This is a genomic window from Cytophagia bacterium CHB2, from assembly GCA_030263535.1.
GTDB lineage: Bacteria > Zhuqueibacterota > Zhuqueibacteria > Zhuqueibacterales > Zhuqueibacteraceae > Coneutiohabitans.
This window is the reverse complement of sequence record SZPB01000011.1, coordinates 1-22,610: the sequence shown is the minus strand read 5'-3', so window position 1 is coordinate 22,610 and position 22,610 is coordinate 1. Positions and strand designations below refer to the sequence as shown.

At 52.1% G+C, this 22,610-nt stretch carries 18 protein-coding genes; 9 read left to right on the top strand and 9 right to left on the bottom strand.

Features of this window, described 5'->3' with window-relative positions; all coding sequences use genetic code 11:
• Nucleotides 1-32 precede the first annotated feature (32 nt).
• The 4 genes from FBQ85_02455 (at nucleotide 33) to FBQ85_02440 (ending at nucleotide 6,161) form a co-directional block, all read left to right on the top strand.
• The gene (locus FBQ85_02455; protein MDL1874024.1) at nucleotides 33-911 is read left to right on the top strand and encodes a LamG domain-containing protein; all 879 of its coding nucleotides are present in this window, start codon (nucleotides 33-35) and stop codon (nucleotides 909-911) included.
• Nucleotides 912-1,095: 184 nt separating this feature from the next.
• Nucleotides 1,096-2,640: a hydroxymethylglutaryl-CoA reductase gene (locus tag FBQ85_02450; protein ID MDL1874023.1), complete on the top strand. Its 1,545-nt coding sequence runs from the start codon at nucleotides 1,096-1,098 to the stop codon at nucleotides 2,638-2,640.
• A gap of 34 nt (nucleotides 2,641-2,674) precedes the next feature.
• On the top strand, nucleotides 2,675-4,555 hold the full coding sequence (locus FBQ85_02445; GenBank protein MDL1874022.1) for a long-chain fatty acid--CoA ligase: 1,881 nt from the start codon (nucleotides 2,675-2,677) through the stop codon (nucleotides 4,553-4,555).
• The gene (locus FBQ85_02440; GenBank protein MDL1874021.1) at nucleotides 4,494-6,161 is read left to right on the top strand and encodes a GMC family oxidoreductase; all 1,668 of its coding nucleotides are present in this window, start codon (nucleotides 4,494-4,496) and stop codon (nucleotides 6,159-6,161) included. Before FBQ85_02445 ends, FBQ85_02440 begins: the two co-directional genes overlap by 62 nt.
• A 472-nt stretch (nucleotides 6,162-6,633) precedes the next feature.
• On the opposite strand, the gene FBQ85_02435 is transcribed toward FBQ85_02440, so the two are convergent.
• Nucleotides 6,634-7,056 (bottom strand): Hsp20/alpha crystallin family protein, encoded by a 423-nt coding sequence (locus FBQ85_02435; GenBank protein MDL1874020.1) that lies wholly within the window; start codon nucleotides 7,054-7,056, stop codon nucleotides 6,634-6,636.
• Between the two features lie 207 nt (nucleotides 7,057-7,263).
• On the opposite strand from FBQ85_02435, the gene FBQ85_02430 reads away from it, so the two are divergent.
• Complete coding sequence (locus FBQ85_02430) at nucleotides 7,264-7,782, top strand: DUF971 domain-containing protein (protein ID MDL1874019.1); 519 nt, start codon at nucleotides 7,264-7,266, stop codon at nucleotides 7,780-7,782.
• Between the two features lie 332 nt (nucleotides 7,783-8,114).
• On the opposite strand, the gene FBQ85_02425 is transcribed toward FBQ85_02430, so the two are convergent.
• Nucleotides 8,115-8,585, bottom strand: coding sequence for a DUF4920 domain-containing protein (locus tag FBQ85_02425; GenBank protein ID MDL1874018.1), 471 nt, complete (start codon nucleotides 8,583-8,585; stop codon nucleotides 8,115-8,117).
• Between the two features lie 257 nt (nucleotides 8,586-8,842).
• Between FBQ85_02425 and FBQ85_02420 the strand changes: the two genes are divergently transcribed.
• Nucleotides 8,843-10,657: a hypothetical protein gene (locus tag FBQ85_02420; protein ID MDL1874017.1), complete on the top strand. Its 1,815-nt coding sequence runs from the start codon at nucleotides 8,843-8,845 to the stop codon at nucleotides 10,655-10,657.
• Nucleotides 10,658-10,683: 26 nt separating this feature from the next.
• The gene (locus FBQ85_02415; protein ID MDL1874016.1) at nucleotides 10,684-11,100 is read left to right on the top strand and encodes a hypothetical protein; all 417 of its coding nucleotides are present in this window, start codon (nucleotides 10,684-10,686) and stop codon (nucleotides 11,098-11,100) included.
• Between the two features lie 18 nt (nucleotides 11,101-11,118).
• Here FBQ85_02415 and FBQ85_02410 read toward each other — a convergent pair whose 3' ends face one another.
• The 3 genes from FBQ85_02410 to FBQ85_02400 all read right to left on the bottom strand — a co-directional run bounded on the left by FBQ85_02410 (nucleotide 11,119) and on the right by FBQ85_02400 (nucleotide 16,272).
• Nucleotides 11,119-11,517 (bottom strand): hypothetical protein, encoded by a 399-nt coding sequence (locus FBQ85_02410; GenBank protein MDL1874015.1) that lies wholly within the window; start codon nucleotides 11,515-11,517, stop codon nucleotides 11,119-11,121.
• Nucleotides 11,518-11,577: 60 nt separating this feature from the next.
• Nucleotides 11,578-12,942, bottom strand: coding sequence for a GWxTD domain-containing protein (locus tag FBQ85_02405; GenBank protein MDL1874014.1), 1,365 nt, complete (start codon nucleotides 12,940-12,942; stop codon nucleotides 11,578-11,580).
• Between the two features lie 207 nt (nucleotides 12,943-13,149).
• A complete protein-coding gene (locus tag FBQ85_02400) occupies nucleotides 13,150-16,272 on the bottom strand; it encodes a hypothetical protein (GenBank protein ID MDL1874013.1) in 3,123 nt (1,040 codons plus the stop codon).
• 198 nt (nucleotides 16,273-16,470) lie between these two features.
• On the opposite strand from FBQ85_02400, the gene FBQ85_02395 reads away from it, so the two are divergent.
• Together FBQ85_02395 and rlmB are read left to right on the top strand one after the other, a co-directional pair.
• Complete coding sequence (locus FBQ85_02395) at nucleotides 16,471-16,662, top strand: hypothetical protein (GenBank protein ID MDL1874012.1); 192 nt, start codon at nucleotides 16,471-16,473, stop codon at nucleotides 16,660-16,662.
• A 239-nt stretch (nucleotides 16,663-16,901) separates the two neighbouring features.
• Nucleotides 16,902-17,864, top strand: coding sequence for a 23S rRNA (guanosine(2251)-2'-O)-methyltransferase RlmB (gene rlmB, locus FBQ85_02390; GenBank protein ID MDL1874011.1), 963 nt, complete (start codon nucleotides 16,902-16,904; stop codon nucleotides 17,862-17,864).
• 13 nt (nucleotides 17,865-17,877) lie between these two features.
• On the opposite strand, the gene FBQ85_02385 is transcribed toward rlmB, so the two are convergent.
• The 4 genes from FBQ85_02385 to FBQ85_02370 all read right to left on the bottom strand — a co-directional run.
• Nucleotides 17,878-19,017, bottom strand: a complete 1,140-nt coding sequence (locus tag FBQ85_02385) for a hypothetical protein (GenBank protein MDL1874010.1) — start codon at nucleotides 19,015-19,017, stop codon at nucleotides 17,878-17,880.
• 1,169 nt (nucleotides 19,018-20,186) lie between these two features.
• The gene (locus tag FBQ85_02380) at nucleotides 20,187-20,798 is read right to left on the bottom strand and encodes a polymer-forming cytoskeletal protein (GenBank protein MDL1874009.1); all 612 of its coding nucleotides are present in this window, start codon (nucleotides 20,796-20,798) and stop codon (nucleotides 20,187-20,189) included.
• 12 nt (nucleotides 20,799-20,810) lie between these two features.
• Nucleotides 20,811-21,272, bottom strand: a complete 462-nt coding sequence (locus FBQ85_02375; GenBank protein ID MDL1874008.1) for a polymer-forming cytoskeletal protein — start codon at nucleotides 21,270-21,272, stop codon at nucleotides 20,811-20,813.
• Between the two features lie 87 nt (nucleotides 21,273-21,359).
• Nucleotides 21,360-22,610, bottom strand: a 1,251-nt coding sequence (locus FBQ85_02370) for an iron ABC transporter permease (GenBank protein MDL1874007.1), incomplete at its 5' end; no start/stop codon positions are given.

Sequence of the window (22,610 nt, the reverse complement as noted above, 5' to 3'; positions counted from 1 at the left end):
AAAAATTGTATCCTGATGAAGCGAGGTCTCTCATGAAAATTTCATACACACTTTGCACGGTGATAGGATTGTTCTTAACAAGCGCGTTTCTTACGGGATGCCATGTTCGTGAGCAACCCGCGGCTCCCGAGAATGCGTTTAGTGAGCCAACCAATGTTTCACTTCCGAAACCTGGCACGTGCGTTACTCCTCCGAGCGGTTTGGTAAGCTGGTGGCCTGGAGACGGCAATGCCGTTGATATCATGGATAATAACCACGGGGCCTTGCAAAATGGGGCAACGTTTGCACCGGGAATGGTGGAGTTGGCGTTCAGCCTGGACGGAACGGACGACTATGTCTCAATTCCCAATCTCGATATGAACGTTTTCAGCTTTGAGGCGTGGGTTAAGCGTGACAGAATTGACGTGCCCGGTTTTGATCGACTCTTGATGTCCGTCGATTGCGGGGGCTGGGGAGTTTATTTCGACGGCAATAACTCCGTGCGGCTGACCTATACTTGTTATTCCAATGTCGGTTCGGGCGGAACAGTTACTGATTTCGAATGGCACCACATCGCAGTCACTTACGATGGGTTCACTGCTTATTTTTATCTGGATGGTACTCTTGATTCATCATCTCCGTATGGGGTATCATTCAATAGCCAAAACGGAGGAAATTATTCCATTGGCTCGCGGGGAGCAAGCGAGTTCTTTAAAGGCTTAATCGATGAAGTTCGGGTTTATGATCGTGCGCTCTCAGGCGCGGAAATTCAAGCAATTTTCGCAGCCGGGAGCGCGGGCATGTGTAAAGATGATGGCAAGGTAACGATTTGCCACAAGCCCGGCACGCCAGCGCAAAAGACGATGGTGATTCCAATTCAGGCGCTTGCCGCTCACTTGGGGCACGGTGATGTTATCGGCCCATGCCCGTAAATCCGTTTAAACCCGGATTGCTGTTGTTCAAATTCATGTGATTGAACATGCGTCGGACGGTCTGCGGGGCAGAGGGCTGAATTTCAAGCAGCACCAATGCTGTTTTCTGTAGTGCGATGGCTCCGGGTCTTCTGCCTCGCAACCGCAGGCGCCTGCGATGGACAATTCTCTCGGAGGACCCGTCATGTCAATGATACCCAGCCTGTTGCTCAAGCAGCTCTACACCTTTGGCAGCTTGATGAATATCGAGGGAGGCATCAAATTTTCGATCAAGAATCGTCTCAGCGATGCGATGCTGACCGGCATTCAGAGCCTCAAACTCAATGGCCATGAAGTGCCGCGCGAGGCCATCAAGCTGAATTTCGGCAATGGCAATTTTCTGGCGCCGGATCAAATTTCCCTCAGCAACCCGCTGGAATTTCCGCTGCGCAAATCGCTGGACATCATTGCCGGAGTAACGGCGCTCGCAGAGGGCAAGCACAACATCGAAGTCGTTTTTGAAACCCAACCCTTTGGCAAACTCAAACTCAAAGTTGATTGCGCGATTTCGGAGAATCACAATCATCTCGTGCGGATTCCGCGCCGCGAGGAGGATGATTACGCAGAAGATATGATCAAGAAACGTCAAGCGTTCGTCGAGCAATTCTCAGAAGCAAAGCTGCATCATGTGAGGCAATACTCTTTCGACCCGCATTTTACCAGGGGGAATTGCGAACATTTCACCGGCGTGGCGCAAATTCCATTGGGATTTGCCGGTCCGCTCCGCATGAACGGCGAGCACGCGCAGGGCGAATTTTTGATTCCTCTGGCAACGACCGAGGGCACGCTGGTAGCCTCCTATAATCGCGGCATGAAATTGTTGAATCTTTGCGGCGGCGTGAAGTGCAGCGTGGTGGGCGATGCCATGCAGCGCGCGCCGGTGTTCGTGTTTGAGGATGCGCGCGCCGGCCGCGAATTTTTGAAATGGGTGGAAGCGAACCTCGACCGGATTCGCGAAGAAGCGGAGGCCACCTCGCATGTCGCCAAATTGCAGTACATCGATCCGTATTTGGCGAGCAAGTTCGTGTATCTGCGCTTCAACTTTTTCACGGGCGACGCCGCCGGCCAAAACATGGTGGGCCGCGCAACGTTTGCCGCGTGCAGTTGGATTCTCGATCATTACGACGGCATCAAACATTTTTATCTGGAATCCAATTTTGCAACTGACAAAAAAAATTCTCAGATTAATGTCATGCGCACGCGCGGCAAGCGTGTCACTGCCGAGGCCGTTATCAAACGCGACATTCTCATTCAACAGATGCGCGTCGAGCCGGAAAGTCTGGCGTATCACAACGGCGTGGCGAACATCGGCGCGCTGCTTTCCGGCGCGAACAACAACGGTTTGCATTCGGCCAACGGCATTACCGCGATGTTTATTGCCACCGGACAAGATGTTGCCAACGTGGCAGAATCCTCGGCAGGCATTATTTACAGCGAGCTGACGCCGGAGCGGGATTTATATCTTTCGATTACGATTCCCTCGTTGATCGTCGCCTCTTATGGCGGTGGCACCGGCCTGCCGACCCAGCGCGAATGTTTGGAAGTGTTGGGTTGTTACGGCAAAGGCAAGGTGCACAAGTTTGCAGAAATCGTGGCGGGCGTGGTGTTGGCGGGCGAAGTGTCGCTGGCGTGCGCCATTTCCTCGGCGGAATGGGTCTCGAGCCATGAACAGTATGGCCGCAATCGGTGAAACGCTGTGGGCATAGAGAGAAGGAGACGAGTGTATGGAATTCAAAGACTTTAATAACATTCATGCCATGCTCAAGGAGACGGTTGAGCGCTATCCGCGCCAGCCGGCTTATCGTTGGTTTCCTGAAGCCGGGCGCACGGAATCAATCTCCTGGGCGGATTTCTATGAACAAGTCAAGCAGGTTACAAAAAGCCTGATGGCTTTAGGGGTGAAGCAGAATGACAAAATCAACATTCTCAGTTATTCCTGCTATCGTTGGGTGTTGTGTGATCTCGGCATTACCAGCGCCGGCGCCTGCACGGTTGGTATTTATCATTCGAATCTGGCCAAGGATTGCCAGTACATCATCAATCACTCGGATGCCGTTGTCGTTTTTGCTGAAAACGAGACGCAATTGAAAAAACTGCTGGACATCCGCAAGGACATTTTCCGGGTTCGCAAAGTGATTCTGTTCAGCGGCGATTATGCCGGCGACGATTGGGTGATCAACTTCGACGCGTTTTTGCGTTTAGGCAAAGCTGTAACGGACGCGGAATTTCTGCAACGCGCGCAGGCGCCTGCGCCGCAAGACCCGGCGGCGATTGTTTATACCTCCGGCACCACGGGAGTACCCAAGGGCGCTGTTTTAACGCATGACAACCTGACGTTCACCGCACAGTCCGTGCTTGCGAGCATCGATATCCAGAAAGAAGACGAACATTTTCTTTTCCTGCCCTTGGCGCATGTCTTCGCGAGAATTTGTGTTTACACCTCGTTGCTTGCCGGCATTACCACCTCGTTTTGCCGCAGCATGGACACCATCATCGAAGACATTAAAGTCGTGCGCCCGCATTGGTTCGGGAGTGTGCCGCGCGTTTTTGAAAAAGTCTACACCAAAGTGGTGAGCGGCGCAGAAGCCAAAGGCGGGCTGGCCTTAAAGATCTTTAGGTGGGCATGCAACGTGGGCAATCGCGTGAGTGATTGCCGGCTGAACCATCAGCCCGTACCCACATTCACCAATGTGCAGTATCAACTCGCGACCAAGCTAGTGTTTCACAAATTGCAGGCGGCCCTGGGCGGCCGTTTGCGCTGGTGCGCCAGTGGCGCAGCTCCGCTCAATCCGGCCATCGGCAAGTTTTTCCACGCCGCCGGTATTCTGATTCTCGAAGGCATCGGCATGACCGAGAACACTTCTTACACCAATATCAACCGCTTCAACAATTATCGCTTCGGCTGGGTCGGCCTTCCGGGACCGGGCATCGAGCAGAAAACTGCGGCAGACGGCGAGATACTTTTTCGCGGCCGCAATGTCATGAAGGAGTATTACAAAATGCCGGCTGAAACCGCTGAAACGATTTCAGCCGACGGGTGGCTGCGCTCCGGTGATCTCGGTGTAATTGATGCCAATGGCTTCCTGCGCATTACCGGGCGCAAGAAAGAGTTGATCATCACTGCCGGCGGAAAAAACATCGCGCCCTCGGCCATTGAAAATCTGCTGCTGACCTCGAAATACATCAGCCAGGCCTGCGTGCTGGGCGATCGGCGACAATTTCTCTGCGCCCTGGTGTCGTTGAATCCCGAAAACGTCAAAGCCTTTGCCGTGGAGCACGACATTGACTTCAAAAATTTTGATGAGCTGAGAAATCACGAACGAATTGTTCGTTTAATTGCGGACGAGGTGGCGGCAAAGAACAAGGGGCTTGCGACGTTTGAGACCATCAAGAAATTCAAAATCGTCCCGGAGTTCACCATCGAGAATGGTTTACTGACGCCAACGCTCAAAATCAAGAAGAACCTGGCCGCGGAAGTGTATCATCAGGAAATTGAAGCGCTGTACGCTCAAAGCAGCAGTCGAGAGGAAGGGCGGAGGGAGGATGTCATTTTCGGCAGGACACCGGCCAGTCAAACGCAACCTGGAGAAACCATCCCTGCTTGACTACGACTACATCATCATCGGCTCTGGTTTTGGCGGCTCGGTTTCAGCATTGCGCCTGTCGGAAAAGGGCTATAAAGTTCTCATGCTCGAAAAAGGCAAGTGGCTGAAGGCGAATGATTTCCCCAAGACCAACTGGCATCTGAAGAAGTGGCTCTGGCTGCCCGCGCTGAAATTTTTCGGGTTATTCAAGATTACGGTCTTTCGTCACGTTGCGATTTTGTCGGGCGTCGGCGTGGGGGGCGGTTCTTTGGTTTATGCCAACACGCTGCCGGTGCCCAAGGCAAAATTCTTCAAAGCAGAATCCTGGGCGCATCTCGCAGACTGGGAAAATGAGCTGAAAGATTTTTACCGCATGGCATTGCAGATGATGGGCGCTGCGATGAATCCGCGGCTGGAAACCGGTGATCGCGCTCTGCAGCAACTGGCGCAAGAAATCGGCAAGGCCGATCACTGCAATGCCACGCAGGTTGCCGTATATTTTGGCGAACCGGGCGTTGCGCATCCCGATCCCTATTTCGAGGGCAAGGGGCCGAGCCGTACGGGCTGCATTTTTTGCGGCGGCTGCATGCTGGGTTGCCGCTATAATTCCAAGAACACGCTGGATAAAAACTATTTGTATTTTGCCCAACAAAACGGCGTCAAAATACAGGCTGAATCCGAAGTCTATGATGTCACTCCGCTCACGAAGCCGAACGGTTCTGCGGGGTATCAAGTCAAATGGCAATCCTCAACATCATTCTTCAAAGCGAAAGGCGAGTTTACCTGTCGTGGAATCGTATTTGCCGGAGGCGTGTTGGGCACAGTGAAGCTGTTGTTGAAATTGAAGCAATCTTCTTTGCCGCGCCTTTCCGATAAAGTCGGGAGCGGCATCCGCACGAATTCCGAGAGTCTGATCGGGGTCACGGTGTTCGACAGGAAAACCGTTTTTTCAGACGGCATTGCGATCGGTTCGATTTTACACACCGACGAGCATAGCCATTTGGAGCCGGTGCGCTATTCTGCGGGATCGGGATTTTGGCGTTTGCTCATGTCGCCGCTGGTCGATGGCAGCAATGCGCTGGTGCGCGGCGCAAAAGTGGCGTGGGACCTCTTGCGGCATCCGCTTGACAATTTGCGCGCGTTTTGGGTTGATGATTGGTCGAAACGCACGCAGATTCTCTTGTTCATGCGCACGATTGACAGTACGCTGCGTTTTTCGCGCGGATTTTTCGGGATGAAATCCTCGCTGGATCAGGGCGCTGCGCCCACGGCCTTCATTCCGGAAGCGAAAGATTTGGCGGAACGTTATGCCAGAATCGTGCAGGGCAAACCTACTGCCCTGGCAACCGAAACATTGCTCGGCATTCCCACAACCGCGCATATTCTCGGCGGCGCGGTGATGGGACGCGACAGCTCGGAGGGCGTGATCGACAAAGACAATCGTGTGTTTGGTTATGAGAACATGTACATCTGCGACGGCAGCATGATCTCCGCCAATCCCGGCGTCAATCCCTCGCTCAGCATCATGGCGTTGAGCGAGAGGGCAATGAGCAAGATTTCGCCCAAGCTTGAGCAGGTAGAATTCTTGCAATCGAAGTTGGAATTTTCCGATCAAGCTGAAGACTGAAGATCGTAGGCCATTCTGGTTTATTGAGTTTTGGGGGCATAAGAACTCCGGCATTTTCGATGCAACGGCCTGGCCGTTTCTTCATTTCCTATTACCTACACACAGCCCACCTGAGCCGGCCATGATGAGCAATCGCGATCCCCATACGCGCAGGAAAGATTATTCTCAAGCAAAGCTTCTACATTGTATGGGAACTATTGCGACATGTCACGCACAAGGCAAATTTTCATCGCCATTTTTCTCGAACTCTTTGGCGCGTTTTCATGTACGCAAGCGCAAAATTTTTTGATTTGCGCATGTCACCGGTGTTGGAGTCTGTTTCGCTTTTGATGAGAGTTTTATCTTCTGTTTGCTGAACCTCCGAAGCTTTCGTTGGCCCGTCCAGCCTGAAGCTTCAAGACAAGAAAAGCCGGAGGCGTTAACACACCTCCGGCTTGTGAAGTATTTAAGAACGTTGTTCGCGTTTGCCGGTTTAGTTGAGATTGATTGCAATTTCGCGGCTCAACGCCTCTTTGCTCTTCGGCAAGGTCAGCGTCAAGAGGCCGTCTTTGTAATCGGCTTTGATGGCGTTGCGATCAATCCCCTCGCCGATACGGAAGCGGCGCTCGAATTTGCCCTGGCGCGTCTCGCGCAGATGATAATTGGCCTCATCCTTTTCGGCTTCATAGCGTTTTTCGCCGCTGAGCGTCAACACGCCGTTTTCGAGCGTGATTTTCAGATTGTCTTTCTTGAGGCCGGGCAATTCAGCGCGCAAAACAAAACCATCCTTGCTTTCCAGGACGTCAACGCGAGGCGCAAAGGCGATGGCCGCGTCGCTGTCCGAAAACCAATTGTGCAAAAAGGCTTTCTCGACATCAGAGAAAAGCGAGGCTGCAGGTTGCCATTTCACTAACATGGTAAAATCTCCTTCAATGAAGTTTGGTTATGTTTTTTGTTGTTGTTTTCGACTGTTGCCCAACCCTTTTGCAACCGATGTGCCAGCACTTTTTCGGACAAATTTTCAAACAAATCTATGCACAATTAGAAGGTTTGGCAGCATGTATGACAGCTACTGACGCTGTGGCAAGTCGAGATTCTGTCAAGTTTGCGCAGGTGAATACGTTTGGCAGAATCACTGCCGGGTTTGAATAAGACATTTGCTTTCATTGCACCATTTGTTTATTATGCTGCGGTAAATAATTTTGCAGGCAAAGCAGTATTTTTGAATTTCGCAGCGCCAAAAGGGCTTGCGACGCGGTTTATGCCGTTTGATTTCGATAGGGACGATAGTATGCCAATCTTGCCGACAAATCTCAAGAAAGCCGATGATCATACGCTGCAAATTGATTGGGAAGACGGCGTCACGACGCTTTATCCCATGGATTTTTTGCGACGCAACTGCCCGTGCGCCTCTTGTGATGAAGCACGCTTTGCCAAGCCCGCGAGCAATCCTTTGCGCGTGTTACAACCGCATGAAATCATATCCGCGCAGGTCACGATCACGGAGGCCGAGGTGATGGGGCGATATGCTCTGCATTTCAGTTGGAGTGACGGACATCGGGAGGGGATTTATACTTTTGATTTTTTGCGCGAGCTGGCACAGAATCCGGTTTGTCAAATTCGGCAAACGAAAACAGAATGAGTGCGGCCTTGCCGGGTTTTGCCGCGCAAGTTGCATGGAAGTTCAACCAGGAAGGGGCGTTCGGTAAGCGAAGCAAGATAAGCAACGCCATTTAAATAACTGACTCATTTGGGGAACCGCTAATAAACGCGAATATTCGCTAATTTTAAAATTCGCCTTTATTGGCGTGCACTCGCGGTTTGAGATTTGGGCAAGTTATTTAATCGACAATCCTAAGAGGATTTCTGATAATCAAAAAGAGAATTCCCATACGGGCGCTTTTTCCATTCAACTTCTGTGAAATCGCAAAAAGAAAGCGCCCGCACGGTTTTTAAACTGAAGAATATGTCTCCTCAGTTTTCGATAACGGCCGCGAGTCCCTTGATTTGATAGATTGTCATCGGCCCGGTGACGCTGGCTGAATCGAAGGGCTGGCCTTTCTCCTCTGCTACATGCGCCATCCACCCAATTGCTTCCTCATGAGTCAGATTGATTTCATACACTTCGCCTTCAACCTGGGCTGTTTTTCCCTGCGCACTCAGGGGAAAAACGATTTCGCCGTCGTTTACTTTAACTTTGATTTTTTGATCCGGCTGCTCACCCGCAATTTCCATCCAACATCCGGCTTTCGCGCAAACCTCCAACACTTCACCGCGCACCAAGACGCGCTTGCCGAGAAATTCTTCGGGGGCGGATAAAATTTGCGCGACCGGCGTGGTCTCAGTTAGCGTAATGTTCGCGCCGTATTTTTCGCCCTCGACGGAGGCGTTCTTGCCGCATGCAACGCAAAGCATCAAAATAAACAAAACAAATGGTTTTACCATAAGTGTCCTCCGGAAATCATGTGATTACTTGTGTGATAAAATGAGATGAAAACTCCGATCACCATCGCAGCGTAAAAATCCCCGGGGCCACGATGAAGCGAATGGCGACAATAATACGAAACTCCAGGCACATTTGCAACCGCTATGGAATTTTTTGCCGGCCCTCTCGATCTTGACTTTGGAAATCCGTTTGGATATTTTGCGGGCAAACGTTTGAAGCCGCTGCGATTCACCAACCCGATTTGTGATGTGACGCGATGAACATTCTGGGAATTTCCGCCTTTTACCACGATAGCGCAGCCTGCATTTTGCGCGAGGGCGAGATCGTTGCCGCCGCGCAGGAAGAACGCTTTACCCGCAGAAAACATGATCCCGAATTTCCTGCGCATGCCATTCGCTATTGCTTGCAAGCTGCCGGCATTTCGGCCGCGGAGCTGGATTACGTGGCGTTCTATGACAAGCCGTTTATCAAGTTCGAGCGCTTGCTGCTAACGTATCTTGCGTATGCCCCTGCCGGTCTGACTTCGTTTATCAAGGCCATGCCGCTTTGGCTCAAACGCAAGTTGTGGCTGAAAGAATATATCCAGCGCGAGCTTGACTTCTCGGGCAAAATCATTTTTCCGGAACACCACGAATCACATGCCGCCTCGGCGTTTTACCCCTCGCCGTTTGAGGAAGCGGCTTTTTTGACGATTGACGGCGTCGGCGAGTGGGCGACAGCAAGTTACGGCATCGGGCGCGGCAACGCCATTACCTTGCAGGCTGAGTTGATGTTTCCACATTCGCTCGGCTTGTTGTACTCCGCTTTTACTTATTTTGCGGGGTTTAAGGTCAATTCCGGCGAATATAAATTGATGGGACTGGCGCCCTACGGCGAACCAAAGTATGCCGATGTCATCTTGAATGAGCTGATCGATTTGAAAGAAGACGGTTCGTTTCGCATGAACATGAAGTATTTCGGCTATTGCGCCGGCCTTACTATGACGAACAAGCGTTTTGCGCGGCTCTTTGGCGGTCCACCGCGCAAACCGGAAACCCCGCTCACGCAACGCGAGATGGATTTGGCGCGTTCGGTGCAGGAGGTGACGGAGGAAATCATGCTGCGCATGGCGCGTCATGTTCACCACGTTACCGGCATGAAAAAACTGGTGCTGGCGGGCGGCGTCGCGCTCAATTGTGTGGGCAACGGCCGTATCTTGCGGGAAGGCCCGTTCGAAGATATTTGGATTCAACCCGCGGCGGGCGATGCCGGCGGCGCGCTCGGCGCGGCGCTTTATGCCTGGTATCGCTATTTGGGAAAGGCGCGCATTCTTGCGAGGAATGGCCGCGATGCCCAGCGCGGCTCTTATCTTGGCCCGAGCTTTAGTCATGCGAATATCGAAAACATACTCACAAAAAATCAAACTGCCTTCACGAAGTTGAGCGATGCGGAAATCGCGCCCGCGGCGGCAAAACTGCTGGCCGAGGGAAATGTCATGGGCTGGTTTCAGGGGCGGATGGAATTTGGGCCGCGCGCGCTCGGGGCGCGCAGCATTCTCGGCGATGCGCGTTCGCCCAAGATGCAAGCGTTGATGAATCTAAAAATTAAATTTCGCGAGAGCTTCCGGCCGTTCGCGCCTGCGGTGTTGGCCGAGCGCGTCTCGGATTATTTCATGCTCGATCGTGAAAGTCCGTACATGCTGCTGGTGGCGCCGGTCTTGCACAAATGGCGCACCGGCGACAGCGAGAATGGCGCGCTCGGGCTGGATAAACTAAAAGTCGTGCGTTCGACCATTCCCGCGGTGACGCATGTGGATTTTTCCGCGCGCATTCAGACCGTACACCCGGACGATCACCCGCGCTTTTATGCGCTCATTCATGCTTTTGGCGAACTCACCAATTGTCCGGTGATCATCAACACCTCGTTTAACGTGCGCGGCGAGCCGATCGTATGCACGCCGCAAGAGGCGCTCACGTGTTTCATGCGCACGAATATGGATTATTTGGTCATAGAGAATTTTTTGGTTGCCAAGAAGGATCAAAAAGAAATCGTGAAGGACTTTTCCTGGCAAAAACAATTCGAGCTGGATTGAAACAAGCATTCACGGGAACAGCAACGATGCTCGTGCAGGAAATCAAAAACATCCCAACGACGCCGCGCGACCTTAAACGTTTCGGCCTCATGATGGGGGCTATTTTGTTCGCGCTTGCCGCTTATCTGTTTTGGAAAGAAAAGGAAAGCTACATCTACTTTGTTGTGGTGAGTGCGATTTTCGCGGGAACCGGCCTGCTACAGCCGAAGCTGTTGCGCCCGGTATATCAGGGCTGGATGACGCTTGCCGTGATCATGGGATTCGTCATGACGCGCGTGATCTTGACTATTTTGTTTTTCGGTTTATTCACGCCCATAGCGCTCATAGCGAAGTTGCTGGGCAAGGATTTACTGCAGCAACGGTGGGATAAAAACGCCCGCACGTATTGGGTGGCGCGCGAGCACGGGGAATTCAAGCCGCAATCCGCGGAGAGAATGTTTTAGTCAAGGTGATCACACCCTCTAAATTAGCCACGGAATCAGAACGCCCAGCCCGAGCAAGATCACCAGCGCCACCACCATTTTGTCGACCGCATACGTCGTCTTGCTCGTCCAAATTTTTATGTTGACGATCACCGCCAGCACGACGGACAAAATAAAAAAATATAAATCATCTTTGATCAGATGATAGATCCCTGCTCCGATAAATCCCCACAATAACGAGCCGCTGGCGACAATGGCAATAAACATGAAGCTGGCGCTGGTGGGTTGTTCAGCATAAGACACTTCCTGCGAGGCGTTGGGCCCTTTGCGTGCAGCAATCTTCGCTGCGACAAGATTTTTCGTGCGCAGGAAAACGTACAAGACACAAACAATTCCTACCATCAAACCCGCTGCCAATCCGACTAACACTGTTTGCATATTTTTTCCTTTTGACTAGGGCAAAACCGTCCTGCCGCTCACGCCGACCGCATTTCTACGTCACCGATTCACCAATTTATAATCGCCTGAACCTTCTTTATCGCGAAAAATGAAGTAGCGATCGCGATGCGGATAAAGCCAGACTTCGTACGGCGAGGAGCCTTCTTCTTCGAGCCGGTGATGCACTTCCTGCGGCGGACCGAAGATGATGTAAACCCGGCCGCGATCCGTTTCCCAGCCCGATTTGCTGAGGCCGTGAATCGAGAAGCGGGTTTCCGTAAAAACCACCCGGCGATAGAACTCTTCGCGCAGTTCGTTTTCTGCGGTGCCCGGGCTGGGGTCGCGTTCGCGCCAGAACGCGGCGATCAAGCTGTCACGCTCCGCGGTATCCGCTTTGGCCGCAATCCGTTTGAATTCTTCATTGCTGCTGATGTATTGCAAAACACCGTACGGCATCTGGCGAACGTCAATGCTAACGGAGTCGTCTGCTTCCGGATCGAATGAAGGAAGGTTCACGCGAAAATCAACCTGCGCGGAGGCCGTATCAGCGCCGCGCCTCACGTTGATCGTGAGAGTCTGCGGCCCTTGATAGTTGATGCGCCGTCCCAGCGGCTCAAAATGAGATAACCTAGACGCCTCAGCCGCAAGGTGATGCTCCCAGGCCTCCAGCGTGATGTTGCGCCAGTCGCTGATCGTGTATCTTAACTGAAGCGTATCGCCCGGGGTAATGCCATAAACTTCATAGTACACGCCCTGGCGTTCATCCTGGCTCGTCAGCAATCCGGCAAAATTGAACGCAATCGAATCCGTTTCTTGCACGCGATGCCCCAATGCCAGCGCGCTTACGTGCAAGCGGCGCGTCTCCATGTCCGCCAGCGTTAAGGGATAATTTCGCCGCAGCCGTTTGTGGGTGTCTAAATCAGTGATTTCAACGCGCAGCTCATATTTTCCCGGCGGCACGTTGAACGTGGCTTGTTCCTGGTTGAGATGGAGGCGATCATTGGTCTCGCCGAAGCTCTCGACATAAATATGCCGTTTCCAGGTGCGGCCGTCGACAAAAGTATTTTCGTAATTGAAAAGCGCGAGCGAAGCTTCGTATGCGGCATGATAACGGTTGGCATCTTCCTTGACGAATTGGAGGAGATCATTCACCAGTCCGAATCGAATGTCCAATCGAATCCGGCCGTCTGCCGCGGCGAAACGATAAGGCCGCAGAACGAAAGCTGGTAATCCCGTGATGCGCCCGAAAGACTGTGAACGAGCGTTTTTCTGTTCACTGCCCGTTTCTTGCGCAAGAGCCGCCGACGCCCACGGGGCGATACTCCCCGACTCAAATGAAGCCAGCATGACGCATCCCAACAAAAACGACCCAAGAGTTTTGTGGTACCGGCGCGATTGGTGTTCGTGAGTCTTTGTTATGCGCATGCTGGAAAAGCAAACCTTGCAATAGTTTCAGCCGTGTGCCGATCCTTCGACGCATATTCCTACCCACACACCAGCGAAAGTGCAGAAAGTCAGATGCGTTATGACAAAATTATCGAGCGGAGAAGTGACAGGCGCAGTTGGATGCCATTGGCAAAGGAGGTATTGTTTTATTCGAACTTCGCGTCCGGGGCGTTACGGCGACATTTTTTAAAACTCGGTGCCGAGAGAAAAATAATAACGCGGCTTGGAAGCGCCGTGACTCAATTTCGTGGTCCAGGCGATATCGAGTCGCAACAGCAAAAAACCGAGATTGGCGCGTGCGCCGATGCCATAGCCCATCAACAAATCGTTTAGAGTCGGCAACCGCGAGGATGAATCTTTAAACGGTTGAAATCGTTCATACTTGCCGATTTCACCCTGCCATGCCGCACCAATGTCGGTGAACAACGTGCCACGCACATTATACATTGACAACGGCAGAGGCCATCCCAGCTCCATCTGCCGGATCATGGGAAAACGAAACTCCAAATTCATCAGCGCGAAACGGTTGCCGGTTTTTTCATAATAGTTCGTGCCGCGCAACGGCGTCTCGAAGCTTGAGAAGTAAATGTCTTCGGGCCGGTCAATGCGAATGCCGCCGCTGAAACGCTGGTTGAGCCAGTTATCGAGGCCGCCGAGAAAGAATTGTTGCGGCTCGCTGCCTTCGGAGAAGCCGCCCGCCAGGCGCACCACGAGATTATACTCTTTAAAAAATTTGTAATACCGGCGCACGTCGCCGCGCAGCGTGACAAAACCCAGCCCGTTGTTCGCGTCGATTTTCGGCGACAGCGACACGGAAAATTCCGAGCGGCTGCCATTGTTCGGGCCGGTCCAACCCCACAGCGCCGTGTCAGTCACGTAAGCCAGATTTGCGGCCAGCACGCGTATGCGCTCGAGCGGAACCTCGGTGGTACTCATAAATTCCCGGTTGATGCCCAGCCAGGTCACGCCCGCATCGAGACGGCGGAAGGTGCTGAACGGCCGCGAGGCGAGCAGCGACAGGCCGTAGTAACGATCGCGCATCAAACCAACGTTGCTGCTGTAAAAATACCAGGCGTTGTGAAACGCCGCCAGGCCATAATCCGTGCGGCGCGGCAGATGAAAATAGCGCACGAGATAATTCGAATTGCGTATGTCATAAAACAAATCCGTGATGAGATCGAGGCGCTGATTGCCGAGCACATCCGACAACGAGATTTGCGTCTGGCCTTGCACGCCGAAGAATTGACTGTAGCCGGCGTTGCCATAAACAATGTCCGGGGTGAATTTGGTTTTATAATCGCGCACAATGTACTCGCCGGTCTCGGACTTGTAGCGCGCGGTATCGTCGAACGCGATGCGATCCTCGCGCGGGGTGATGATGCCGCTTGCGAAATCCTTGCCGAAAACATAGTACCGGTATTTGTCGAGTATGCGATCTTCGCGCGCTTCCGCGGCAGTCCGCATGGTCGTATCGCGCTGCGCCTTGCGTTTCTCTTCGAGCTGTGTGAGAAATGTGGTTTTTTCGACGGTGATTTCGCCGGGTTTGAGGTCCAGCGGATTCTTGAGTAGAAAGATATCGTAACCGGCGTTGTAAAACGAAACAAACGTCATGCGCGAGCCGTCGCCCGCCCACGACAAATGAAAAGCGCCGGAAATGAGGTTCGTGAGGGGATATTCTTCTCGCGTCGCGAGATCGTGCACATAGATGTTGCAAATGCCCGAACGATCACTGGTGAATGCGACTTTATCGCCCTGCGGCGAGTATACCGGTGATTTTTCCAGAAACGGGGTGTTGGTAATTTGCTCGATTTTTCCACCGTGAGCAACGCCCGCAGCATCGATGATATAAACATCAAGATTGCGATAATCACTGCGCCAGATTTTGAAATCCGGCGCCAGGCGGGTTGCATCGAGGTAGCTGCCGCGGTCGCTAATAAACGCCAGCCGTGATCCGTCGGGCGAGTAGGAGGGATCGAGATCGCTGAAGATATCATCGGTGATTTTCCGGAGTTTTTCCGTTTGCAAATCCACCGCGAAAATATCGCATTGGCCGTTGCGGGTGCCGACAAAAGCGATCTCATCATTCTTGGGTGACCAGGTGGGCGAGAAGACGCCGTCCAAGCCGAATTTCAGGCTGCGCACGATTTTGCGTTTTTGCACCTCAACCACATGCAACTCATCTTCGGCGCCTGCCTTCGCGGCAAAAACGATGAACTTGCCGTCCGGTGACCAACTGATGCCCGGCCGCAACCAATGCAATTCTTCGAGATTGTCCGTCTTCTGGCCGCTGACGAGTTTGCTGATCAGCTTGCCGTCGATCGCGCTCATCAAATAAATATCAAAGTAGTCGGATTTGTCCGAGAGAAACGCAATTTGATCGCCGTTGGGCGAAAGCGCCGCGCTGTTGTTGATGAAATTGCGATACGCAACGTGATCGGTAAGCGGCTTGGCGATTTCATGCGGCTCCTGGCGATTAGCAATATCCGGCCAGTATTCCTTTTTGAGATGTTTGTGCCAGCTTTTGCTGAGATCATTAATCTCAACGCCGAGCGATTGCCGCACCGCACGCTCGAGGCTCTTGGTGATTTTGACTTTGTTCATCAATTCGCCGATTTTCTCCGCGCCGTATTTTTGCGCGAGATAATACAGCACAGATTGCCCGCCTTTGTAAGCGAGGAAGCCATAGCGGCTGAGATCATCGATTTTGGGTGCATATCCGTTGAGCGCGGCGTCGCGCATGAACATATCGCTTTCCGTATCCCAGCCGCGGCTTTCATATTCCGCCAAACCTTCAATGAACCACAGGGGAAGATGTGAGCGCGCCATTCCTGAGAGAATCGCCTGCATGCCTGAGCCGTAAACCATCTGCAACATCACGGCGTGCGTCAATTCATGATGAATCACATGCCGGAATTTTTCCCAATCGCCTTCATAGGGAATCACCACGCGGTTTTTGAAGAACTCGGTGAAGCCGCCGACCGACTCTTCCGGCGGGCCCAGGCTGAGATTGGTCTGCTGAAAATCATTGTGACTGTTATACACGACGATGGTGATACGATCGATCAATTCGTAGCGAAAATTTTCCTGCAATTCGTCGTAACTCTGCTCGGCGATTTCGGCAACGAATTCCGCCAGCGTTTCACCGCCCTCGTGAAAGTAAATATCAAAATGTGTTGATTGGATATATTTGGTTTTGAACGTCTTGTATTGAACGTGATTCTTGCCGAAGGTTTGGGCGTGTAGCGCCGGCGACTGCGTGAGAAAAAGGGAGGCTAAGATCAACGAATGCGTGAGAATTTTTTGCGTCATGCGTTCTCCTTCGGTAAGGCTGCCGGCCCTGGCGTCATGTGAAGCGAACAAGCCCGATAACTGATGAACTCTCGAAAAAGTTTGCAATTTTCAAACGATTCCGGTGGGCGATGGTTCCAAAGCCCTTGACATTCAAGCGCACGATGCTTATTGTGGTCGCGCAGTGGTTTAGAATCGGTGCAACATGTTTGGTTGACTATGCAAGCCGGACTTTGTGAACATTGTAAACATGTACAGGCCATTTACAGCCGTCGCGGAAGCCGTTTTCTCCTCTGCCGAAAGTCGGAAACCGATCCGGCTTTTTCAAAATATCCCCGGCTGCCGGTATTATCGTGCGACGGTTTTGTTCCCGCCGGCCCAACGCCCGGCGGCGCTGATTTGAAGAAATGAAATGTCCTGTGCCAATTTCAATAGCGGAGATAAAACATGCGATCTTTGAAGTTTCTGTGGATGGTTTTGCTTGGGTTCAGCCTGATGCTCTCCTGCGGCAAGCGCGATGATCGCGACGACATTCGAGCGCAATACGGCGAGCCGGATGAGTTGCAAGTTCGCGGCCGTGATATTGCCTATAGCGAAGTTTGGTTCTATTACAGTTTTGGGCAGGGGTTTGAATTTCGCCGCACCGCCGGATGCGGCAGTTATCAAGATACATATCTTTATGCGCCCTTCTATTTCACGCCAATTTCAGATACGGGCGCGGTCGCCCTGCAAGCGCCGGATTCACTCAAACACCGGTTGTCAACAAAACCTCCGTCGCTGTCGCCCTCCGATGGAATTTTTGCCCCGCGTTGAGCGAGGCGCGCCAAACGGAAGTGATTTGTCTAGGATTGTGTGTTGGAGAAAACATGCCTGATTTCGTGATTTTTGGCCGTAACCCGATTGCCGAGGCGCTTGCGGCCGAAGCGCCGCTGAAACGGCTGTTGTTGGCGCAGGGCGTCACCGGCGCCGATATTAACGCTTTCGTGCAGCAAGCCAAAGCGAGAAAAATACCGCTGCAAAACGTGCCGCGCCTCGAGCTGGATCGACTTGCCAAAACCAACAAGCATCAGGGCGTTTTGGCGTTCATGGCGCAGCTTGATTACGTCAGTTGTGAAACGATACTTTCCCGGGTGGAGCAGCGTGAGCCGAAAGAAAAGCCGGCGCTGATATTGTTGGATGGCGTGGAAGACCCGCGCAATCTCGGCGCGATCATTCGCGTGGCCGAAGGCGCGGGCATGCACGGCCTGGTTATCACCAAAAACCGTTGCGCCGAAGTGACGCCCGTGACCATCAAAACCGCAGCCGGCGCGGCTTTTCATTTGCCAATTGCACAAGTTTCCAACCTGGCGTCGCAAATCGATTGGCTCAAGAAACGCGGTTTATGGATTGTCGGGCTTGACGAACGGGGCGAAAACACGATTTTCGAGATGGATGCCAAAATGCCGCTCGCGATCGTGCTCGGCGGCGAGGGGAAGGGTTTGCACCGGCTCGTGCGTGAGAAATGCGATTTCGTTTACAATATTCCAATGCGCGGGCAAGTCGCCTCGCTCAACGTCTCGACTGCGGCAGCCGTGGTGTGTTATGAAATCGTGCGGCAACGGCGCGCGGGATGAACTCCGCTGCCGTTCAATCGCTGCCGGCCACCGGCCGATTCATAAAATCACGGTAACGGCTTTCGATTTTTCCCGGCTTCAGCCGGCCGCTCGCAAACAGGTCTTTGATGAAATCGGCATAGGAGAGACGATCCAATTTTAGCCCCGACTCAAGATAGGAATAAATGACTGCTGCCAGCACGTGTATGCCGTTGTCTTTCGTGCGCAAATATTGCCGCACCAACTCGCCGGTTTCCTCCGCTTGCAGATTCGTTTGCGCTGTCAGAAGCTGGCGCCGCGCTGAAAGCCATAGCTCGGCGGCAATTACCAATTCTTTTTTGAAGTAGGCCGTGAGATTTGCTTGGCCTCCATTTGCAGCGACCGGTGAATAGGTATTCAGCAAAAACGCATCGGATTGCAGGTTTGAAAAATCTGCTGCCAATGTCGAGTCGATCAAGCGATCACAGTAGGGATGCAGAATCTCTTGATAGAAACTTCGAATTGTCGCTTTCAAGGGATTTTTAATGTCGGTGGCGCGTTGCTGGCTGCTGATGCGAAGTTCATGCGGCTGCGCCAAGGCAAGCAGGTAGATGTCGATGGTATCGGGGCATTGATAGTCAACGAGAAAATTTTGGATTTCACCCACCACATCATAACCTTGAAGATCTTGCTGAATCACGGCAACATCAGCCGTGATTTTCGGCAGAAGATTGCTGCGCCAGTACTCTTCAAAATTCTTATCAATTAAGTACTGTAAAACCGTCTGTACGTGGGGTTTCAGATCTACCCATTGCTTCCAATTTCTTGGCGAGCCATAATCGGATTGCATGAGACGATCATAAATTTGCGCATTATTTTGTATGGCTTGCAAAATGGCGCTCAGGCTGTCATCCGCCGGCACGGCGGCCATAAGCAGGCTCAGCCGGGGGCCGGGCGGCCATTCCGGGCCAAGCAGTTTGTCAATGTTCGCTATAGAAGTTTTTACCGGCGCGGGAAGATTTCTTGCCCAGGTTTGTGTAATTTCTGGATAGAATTTTTCATAAAGCGGCCTGCCGGTCATGATGCCGACGAGATGGCAGACATCATACTTCAAGGAAGGTTGGACCGACCAGTGGGTGGCAAAGGTGCGCGCTGTAGACGACTTCTGCTGATCACAGCCTGTAATTAAGATCAAACAAATGATCCCACCCCAAAATCCTATTGGTTTTTTGCGCATTCTTAAGGTCTCTTGTCTCCGCGTCGCTAATATAAGGATGCCGTTTGTAGTCGCGGTCAATTTAATGTTTTTGAAGAAAAATGCAAGCAGCCCAAAAAAATCCCCAGGTCCACGGGGACACTGGGGATTCTGAGGAGGAAGGAAAACGACAAAGCGATTTTAGCTCATGTGAAGCTCAAGGCCATCATTCTTGCGTCTCGAAGCTTCTCATTCGATTACTATAACCCTGAATGGAGGAAAATTGTTCCCGAAAAAATTATTTTTTGGAAAAAGCGTTGGCAGGCACGTCCGTCTCTTGAGCGAGGAGAGGCAAAAGGTAACGGAGCAACCGGGTAAGCTCCGCTGAAAGGTCTTCAACGTTTTTTAATGAGCAAAGAGCAAGGTTTTATGCGACGTTCATCCCGCTTTCCGCTCATTGTCAGAATCCCCTCGGGTTGCAACAAGTTTTGCTTGTGGTATAGCTTCAAAATTAAGAAGGGGAATTCTCTGATCGTTCCCGAGTTGAATGTCAGAAAATTCACCCTTCAATTTTCCCCAGAAAACGTCCCCTCAAACTATTACCCTAAGTCGGGCAAGAGAGTGGAAATGTGACAGACAAAGTTGCAAAAATTTTGAAATTTATTGCGCTCGAAAGAAATCTATCAGGCCGGTCTCAAGCCGCATTCCTGCTGTCACCGCCGTCCCAAGATAAGTCTTGATCAGCTTGTCGTTGTCAAATACTGGTGCATAAGCCGAGTGAAATGAAGATTTGTAAAGCAAGATGGGCAAAATTGGGGGCGCCGAGCTTGTTAAGCCTTTTTGTTCTTGAATTTTAACAGGTAGGTGCCGCGCATTGTTTATTATATGCGGACTTGCGAGAACACAGCCGCAATAGCATGAAAGCATCTCAAAACAAAATCCCACAAGAACGATGACAATTTGTAAGAATTTAGCCGTTCGAGGTTTTCGCCCACTAAAATGGAAATCCCACAGAATTGAACTCAAAAAGCTTAATTTCTGTGGGATTTTTATTTCTGTGGGCGTTTTTTTTCTTCTGGGTTCATTTAGCTAAATTCTTGCGACAATTTTTCTTATGGGATTCTGGGAATAGACTCAAGTTTTGGGTTATCCAGAAGGCAAAAAAACTTTCAGCGCTTGCCCGCGACGCGGTCATATTTGCCAGGCCCCGCTGCCTGGCTCGATTGGGCGATTGCCTTGATGCCGCCATCCTCACTCATCGCAACATTACCGTCAAATCTTGCTCCATCGCTAATCGTAAGCTTCGCTGTTTTAATGTCTCCGGCCAGGGTTGCACGAGCTTCCAGCACCACTTTGCCGCTGGCGAAGATCTGCCCGTTGAGACGCCCACCGATGATGGCGTTCTTGGTTCGTACTTCTCCGGTAACTTCGCCTTCTTTGCCCACCACCAAAGAATCGGTGGTCAGAATATGGCCGCTGACTTTGCCGTCCAAACGCATGCTGTTCTGAACTTTGATCGTTCCTTCGATAAGCGCGCCTTTGCCGATAATCGTGTTCAGGTCGCCGCTTCTGCCGGATTCTTCCATAGCCTGCCTTTTTTGTTGCGGATTGGAGGTGAATGATCGTGGAGAAGGCGGCGGTTGCTGTGCCGGCGCCGCCGGTTTGATTGTGTAACGCGGCGCCAATGTTTCAGGCGCGTGCACACGCTCCTCCACCGCTGATTGGACTTCGTCTTCCGTTTTGGAATATCCAAAAAGCTTCTCAAAAAATGACAATTTCATGTCGTGCGTCCTTCATCGCGCTGCGGCCATCTCGTGCCGGGATAATACTTCCATATTCTGCGGGTTGGAACGGCCGCTACGATTGGCGTTCTCCGGCAGCGACGCCGTTTTTTCGTCGTCACTCATTGAGCATTTGCCTTCGAATATTGCGCCCTCGTCGATTACCAGGCGCGAGGTTCGCACTTCACCATGCACCACAGACTTGGCCTCGAGCACGACCTTGCCGCTGGCCAGAATTTTGTTGCGCACTTTGCCGCCAATCACCGCATTGCGCACGCGCACCTCGCCTTCAATTTCACCCTCTTTGCCGACAATCAGCGAATCGCCAACTTGAATATTGCCGATCACTTTGCCATCAACGCGCAAACTGCTTTGCACGGTTAAAGAGCCTTCAAAAGTGGAGCCGCGACCAATGATCGTGTTCAATTCGCCGGTAGAACGTTCGGGTTCGGAGGTATCCTTTCGCGACAACATAGCAATCTCCTTTTATTCACGTTTCGAAAATGACTTTGATATTTACCAGCGGGTCTGTGCAAGTGAAGAAATCGACAGAAGAAAAGATTAGGTTGTCATATCCGGCGTGCGTGCGCCTTGAAATTTTTGTGCCAATGCCATGACGGAACCAATCAACACTGTGAGCAAAATTGCATAAGCAGCAGCGCTGCCAAGATTAAAGAGGCGTAACTCGGAAAAAATAGCCACAGAAATTGGCCGGTTAGAATAGGTATACAACAGAATCGAAGAAACGAACTCGCCGAGCGCAATGACGAATGCGGCCATCGCGCCGGTGGCTAGTCCGGGCAAAATTAACGGCAACGTCACCGCGCGAAAACGCAGCCACCAACGCGCGCCAAGATTTTGTGCAGCTTCTTCCAGGGCGGGGTCGAGTTGAGCAAAAGCGGCAACGGTTGCGCGAAACTGCACGGGCAAATGGCGGATAAAGTACGCCAGCGGCAACATCGCAGAGGTTCCGATCAAAATCGTGCCGGCCGTAAACCAATGCGGCCGGTCGAAGGCGACAATCAACGCCATTGCAATGACAGTGCCGGGCACCGCCCACGGCAGCATCACGCTCATTTCAACCAAACCGCTTGCGCCGGATATGCGTTGCTTGCGCCCGGCAAAATAGGCGGCGAGCAAAGCCACAACCGTGCCGAAAGCCGTAGCAATCGCCGACATCCATAAACTGTTCAGCCAGGGCTCGGCCGCTTTGGGGTTGCGGAACAAATCTAGAAAATTTTCGAAAGTGAACGTGTCCGGCAAAATCTGATACGTCCACGTGCCGTTTTTTACGAAGGCCATGAGCAGGAGGGTCAATTGCGGCAAGATCAACACAAGAATGATAACAAATCCCACACAGGCCAGAATGACTTTTTGCCAGGTCGCGGTCACGAGGTGCGGCGGCGCTATGACGCCTTTGCTGCCGCGGCCTAGTTCATAACGATTACCATACCAACGCAGCAAGAATACGAATGCCGTCGAAATACTCGCCAGAATGACGGATTGCGTAAGCGCCAGCGGAAAATCACCGTTTAATTTTGCATTGTAAATTTCCAGAGAGAGAAAGCGCCAATCCCCGCCGAACAGATACGGCGCGGTGAAGCTTGCCATGGCATTCATGAACACCAGCATGGCCGCGCCGAGCAGGGCGGGGCGCAGTTGCGGCAGAATCACCTGGCGCCAAACCCGCCCGCGCCTCGCGCCCAGGCCGTAAGCGGCTTCTTCCAGTGAACGGTCGGCGTTGGCCAACGCATTGCGCGCCAAAAGATAAAAAAAAACATAAAAACTGTAGGTGTGAATGAGCAATATGGC

Coding starts and splice junctions, on each gene's coding strand:
- FBQ85_02455 (MDL1874024.1), top strand. CDS start 33: ATGAAAATTTCATACACACTTTGCACGGTGATAGGATTGTTCTTAACA.
- FBQ85_02450 (MDL1874023.1), top strand. CDS start 1,096: ATGTCAATGATACCCAGCCTGTTGCTCAAGCAGCTCTACACCTTTGGC.
- FBQ85_02445 (MDL1874022.1), top strand. CDS start 2,675: ATGGAATTCAAAGACTTTAATAACATTCATGCCATGCTCAAGGAGACG.
- FBQ85_02440 (MDL1874021.1), top strand. CDS start 4,494: ATGTCATTTTCGGCAGGACACCGGCCAGTCAAACGCAACCTGGAGAAA.
- FBQ85_02435 (MDL1874020.1), bottom strand. CDS start 7,056: ATGTTAGTGAAATGGCAACCTGCAGCCTCGCTTTTCTCTGATGTCGAG.
- FBQ85_02425 (MDL1874018.1), bottom strand. CDS start 8,585: ATGGTAAAACCATTTGTTTTGTTTATTTTGATGCTTTGCGTTGCATGC.
- FBQ85_02420 (MDL1874017.1), top strand. CDS start 8,843: ATGAACATTCTGGGAATTTCCGCCTTTTACCACGATAGCGCAGCCTGC.
- FBQ85_02415 (MDL1874016.1), top strand. CDS start 10,684: ATGCTCGTGCAGGAAATCAAAAACATCCCAACGACGCCGCGCGACCTT.
- FBQ85_02410 (MDL1874015.1), bottom strand. CDS start 11,517: ATGCAAACAGTGTTAGTCGGATTGGCAGCGGGTTTGATGGTAGGAATT.
- FBQ85_02405 (MDL1874014.1), bottom strand. CDS start 12,942: ATGCGCATAACAAAGACTCACGAACACCAATCGCGCCGGTACCACAAA.
- FBQ85_02400 (MDL1874013.1), bottom strand. CDS start 16,272: ATGACGCAAAAAATTCTCACGCATTCGTTGATCTTAGCCTCCCTTTTT.
- FBQ85_02395 (MDL1874012.1), top strand. CDS start 16,471: ATGCAAGCCGGACTTTGTGAACATTGTAAACATGTACAGGCCATTTAC.
- rlmB (MDL1874011.1), top strand. CDS start 16,902: ATGCGGCAGTTATCAAGATACATATCTTTATGCGCCCTTCTATTTCAC.
- FBQ85_02380 (MDL1874009.1), bottom strand. CDS start 20,798: ATGAAATTGTCATTTTTTGAGAAGCTTTTTGGATATTCCAAAACGGAA.
- FBQ85_02375 (MDL1874008.1), bottom strand. CDS start 21,272: ATGTTGTCGCGAAAGGATACCTCCGAACCCGAACGTTCTACCGGCGAA.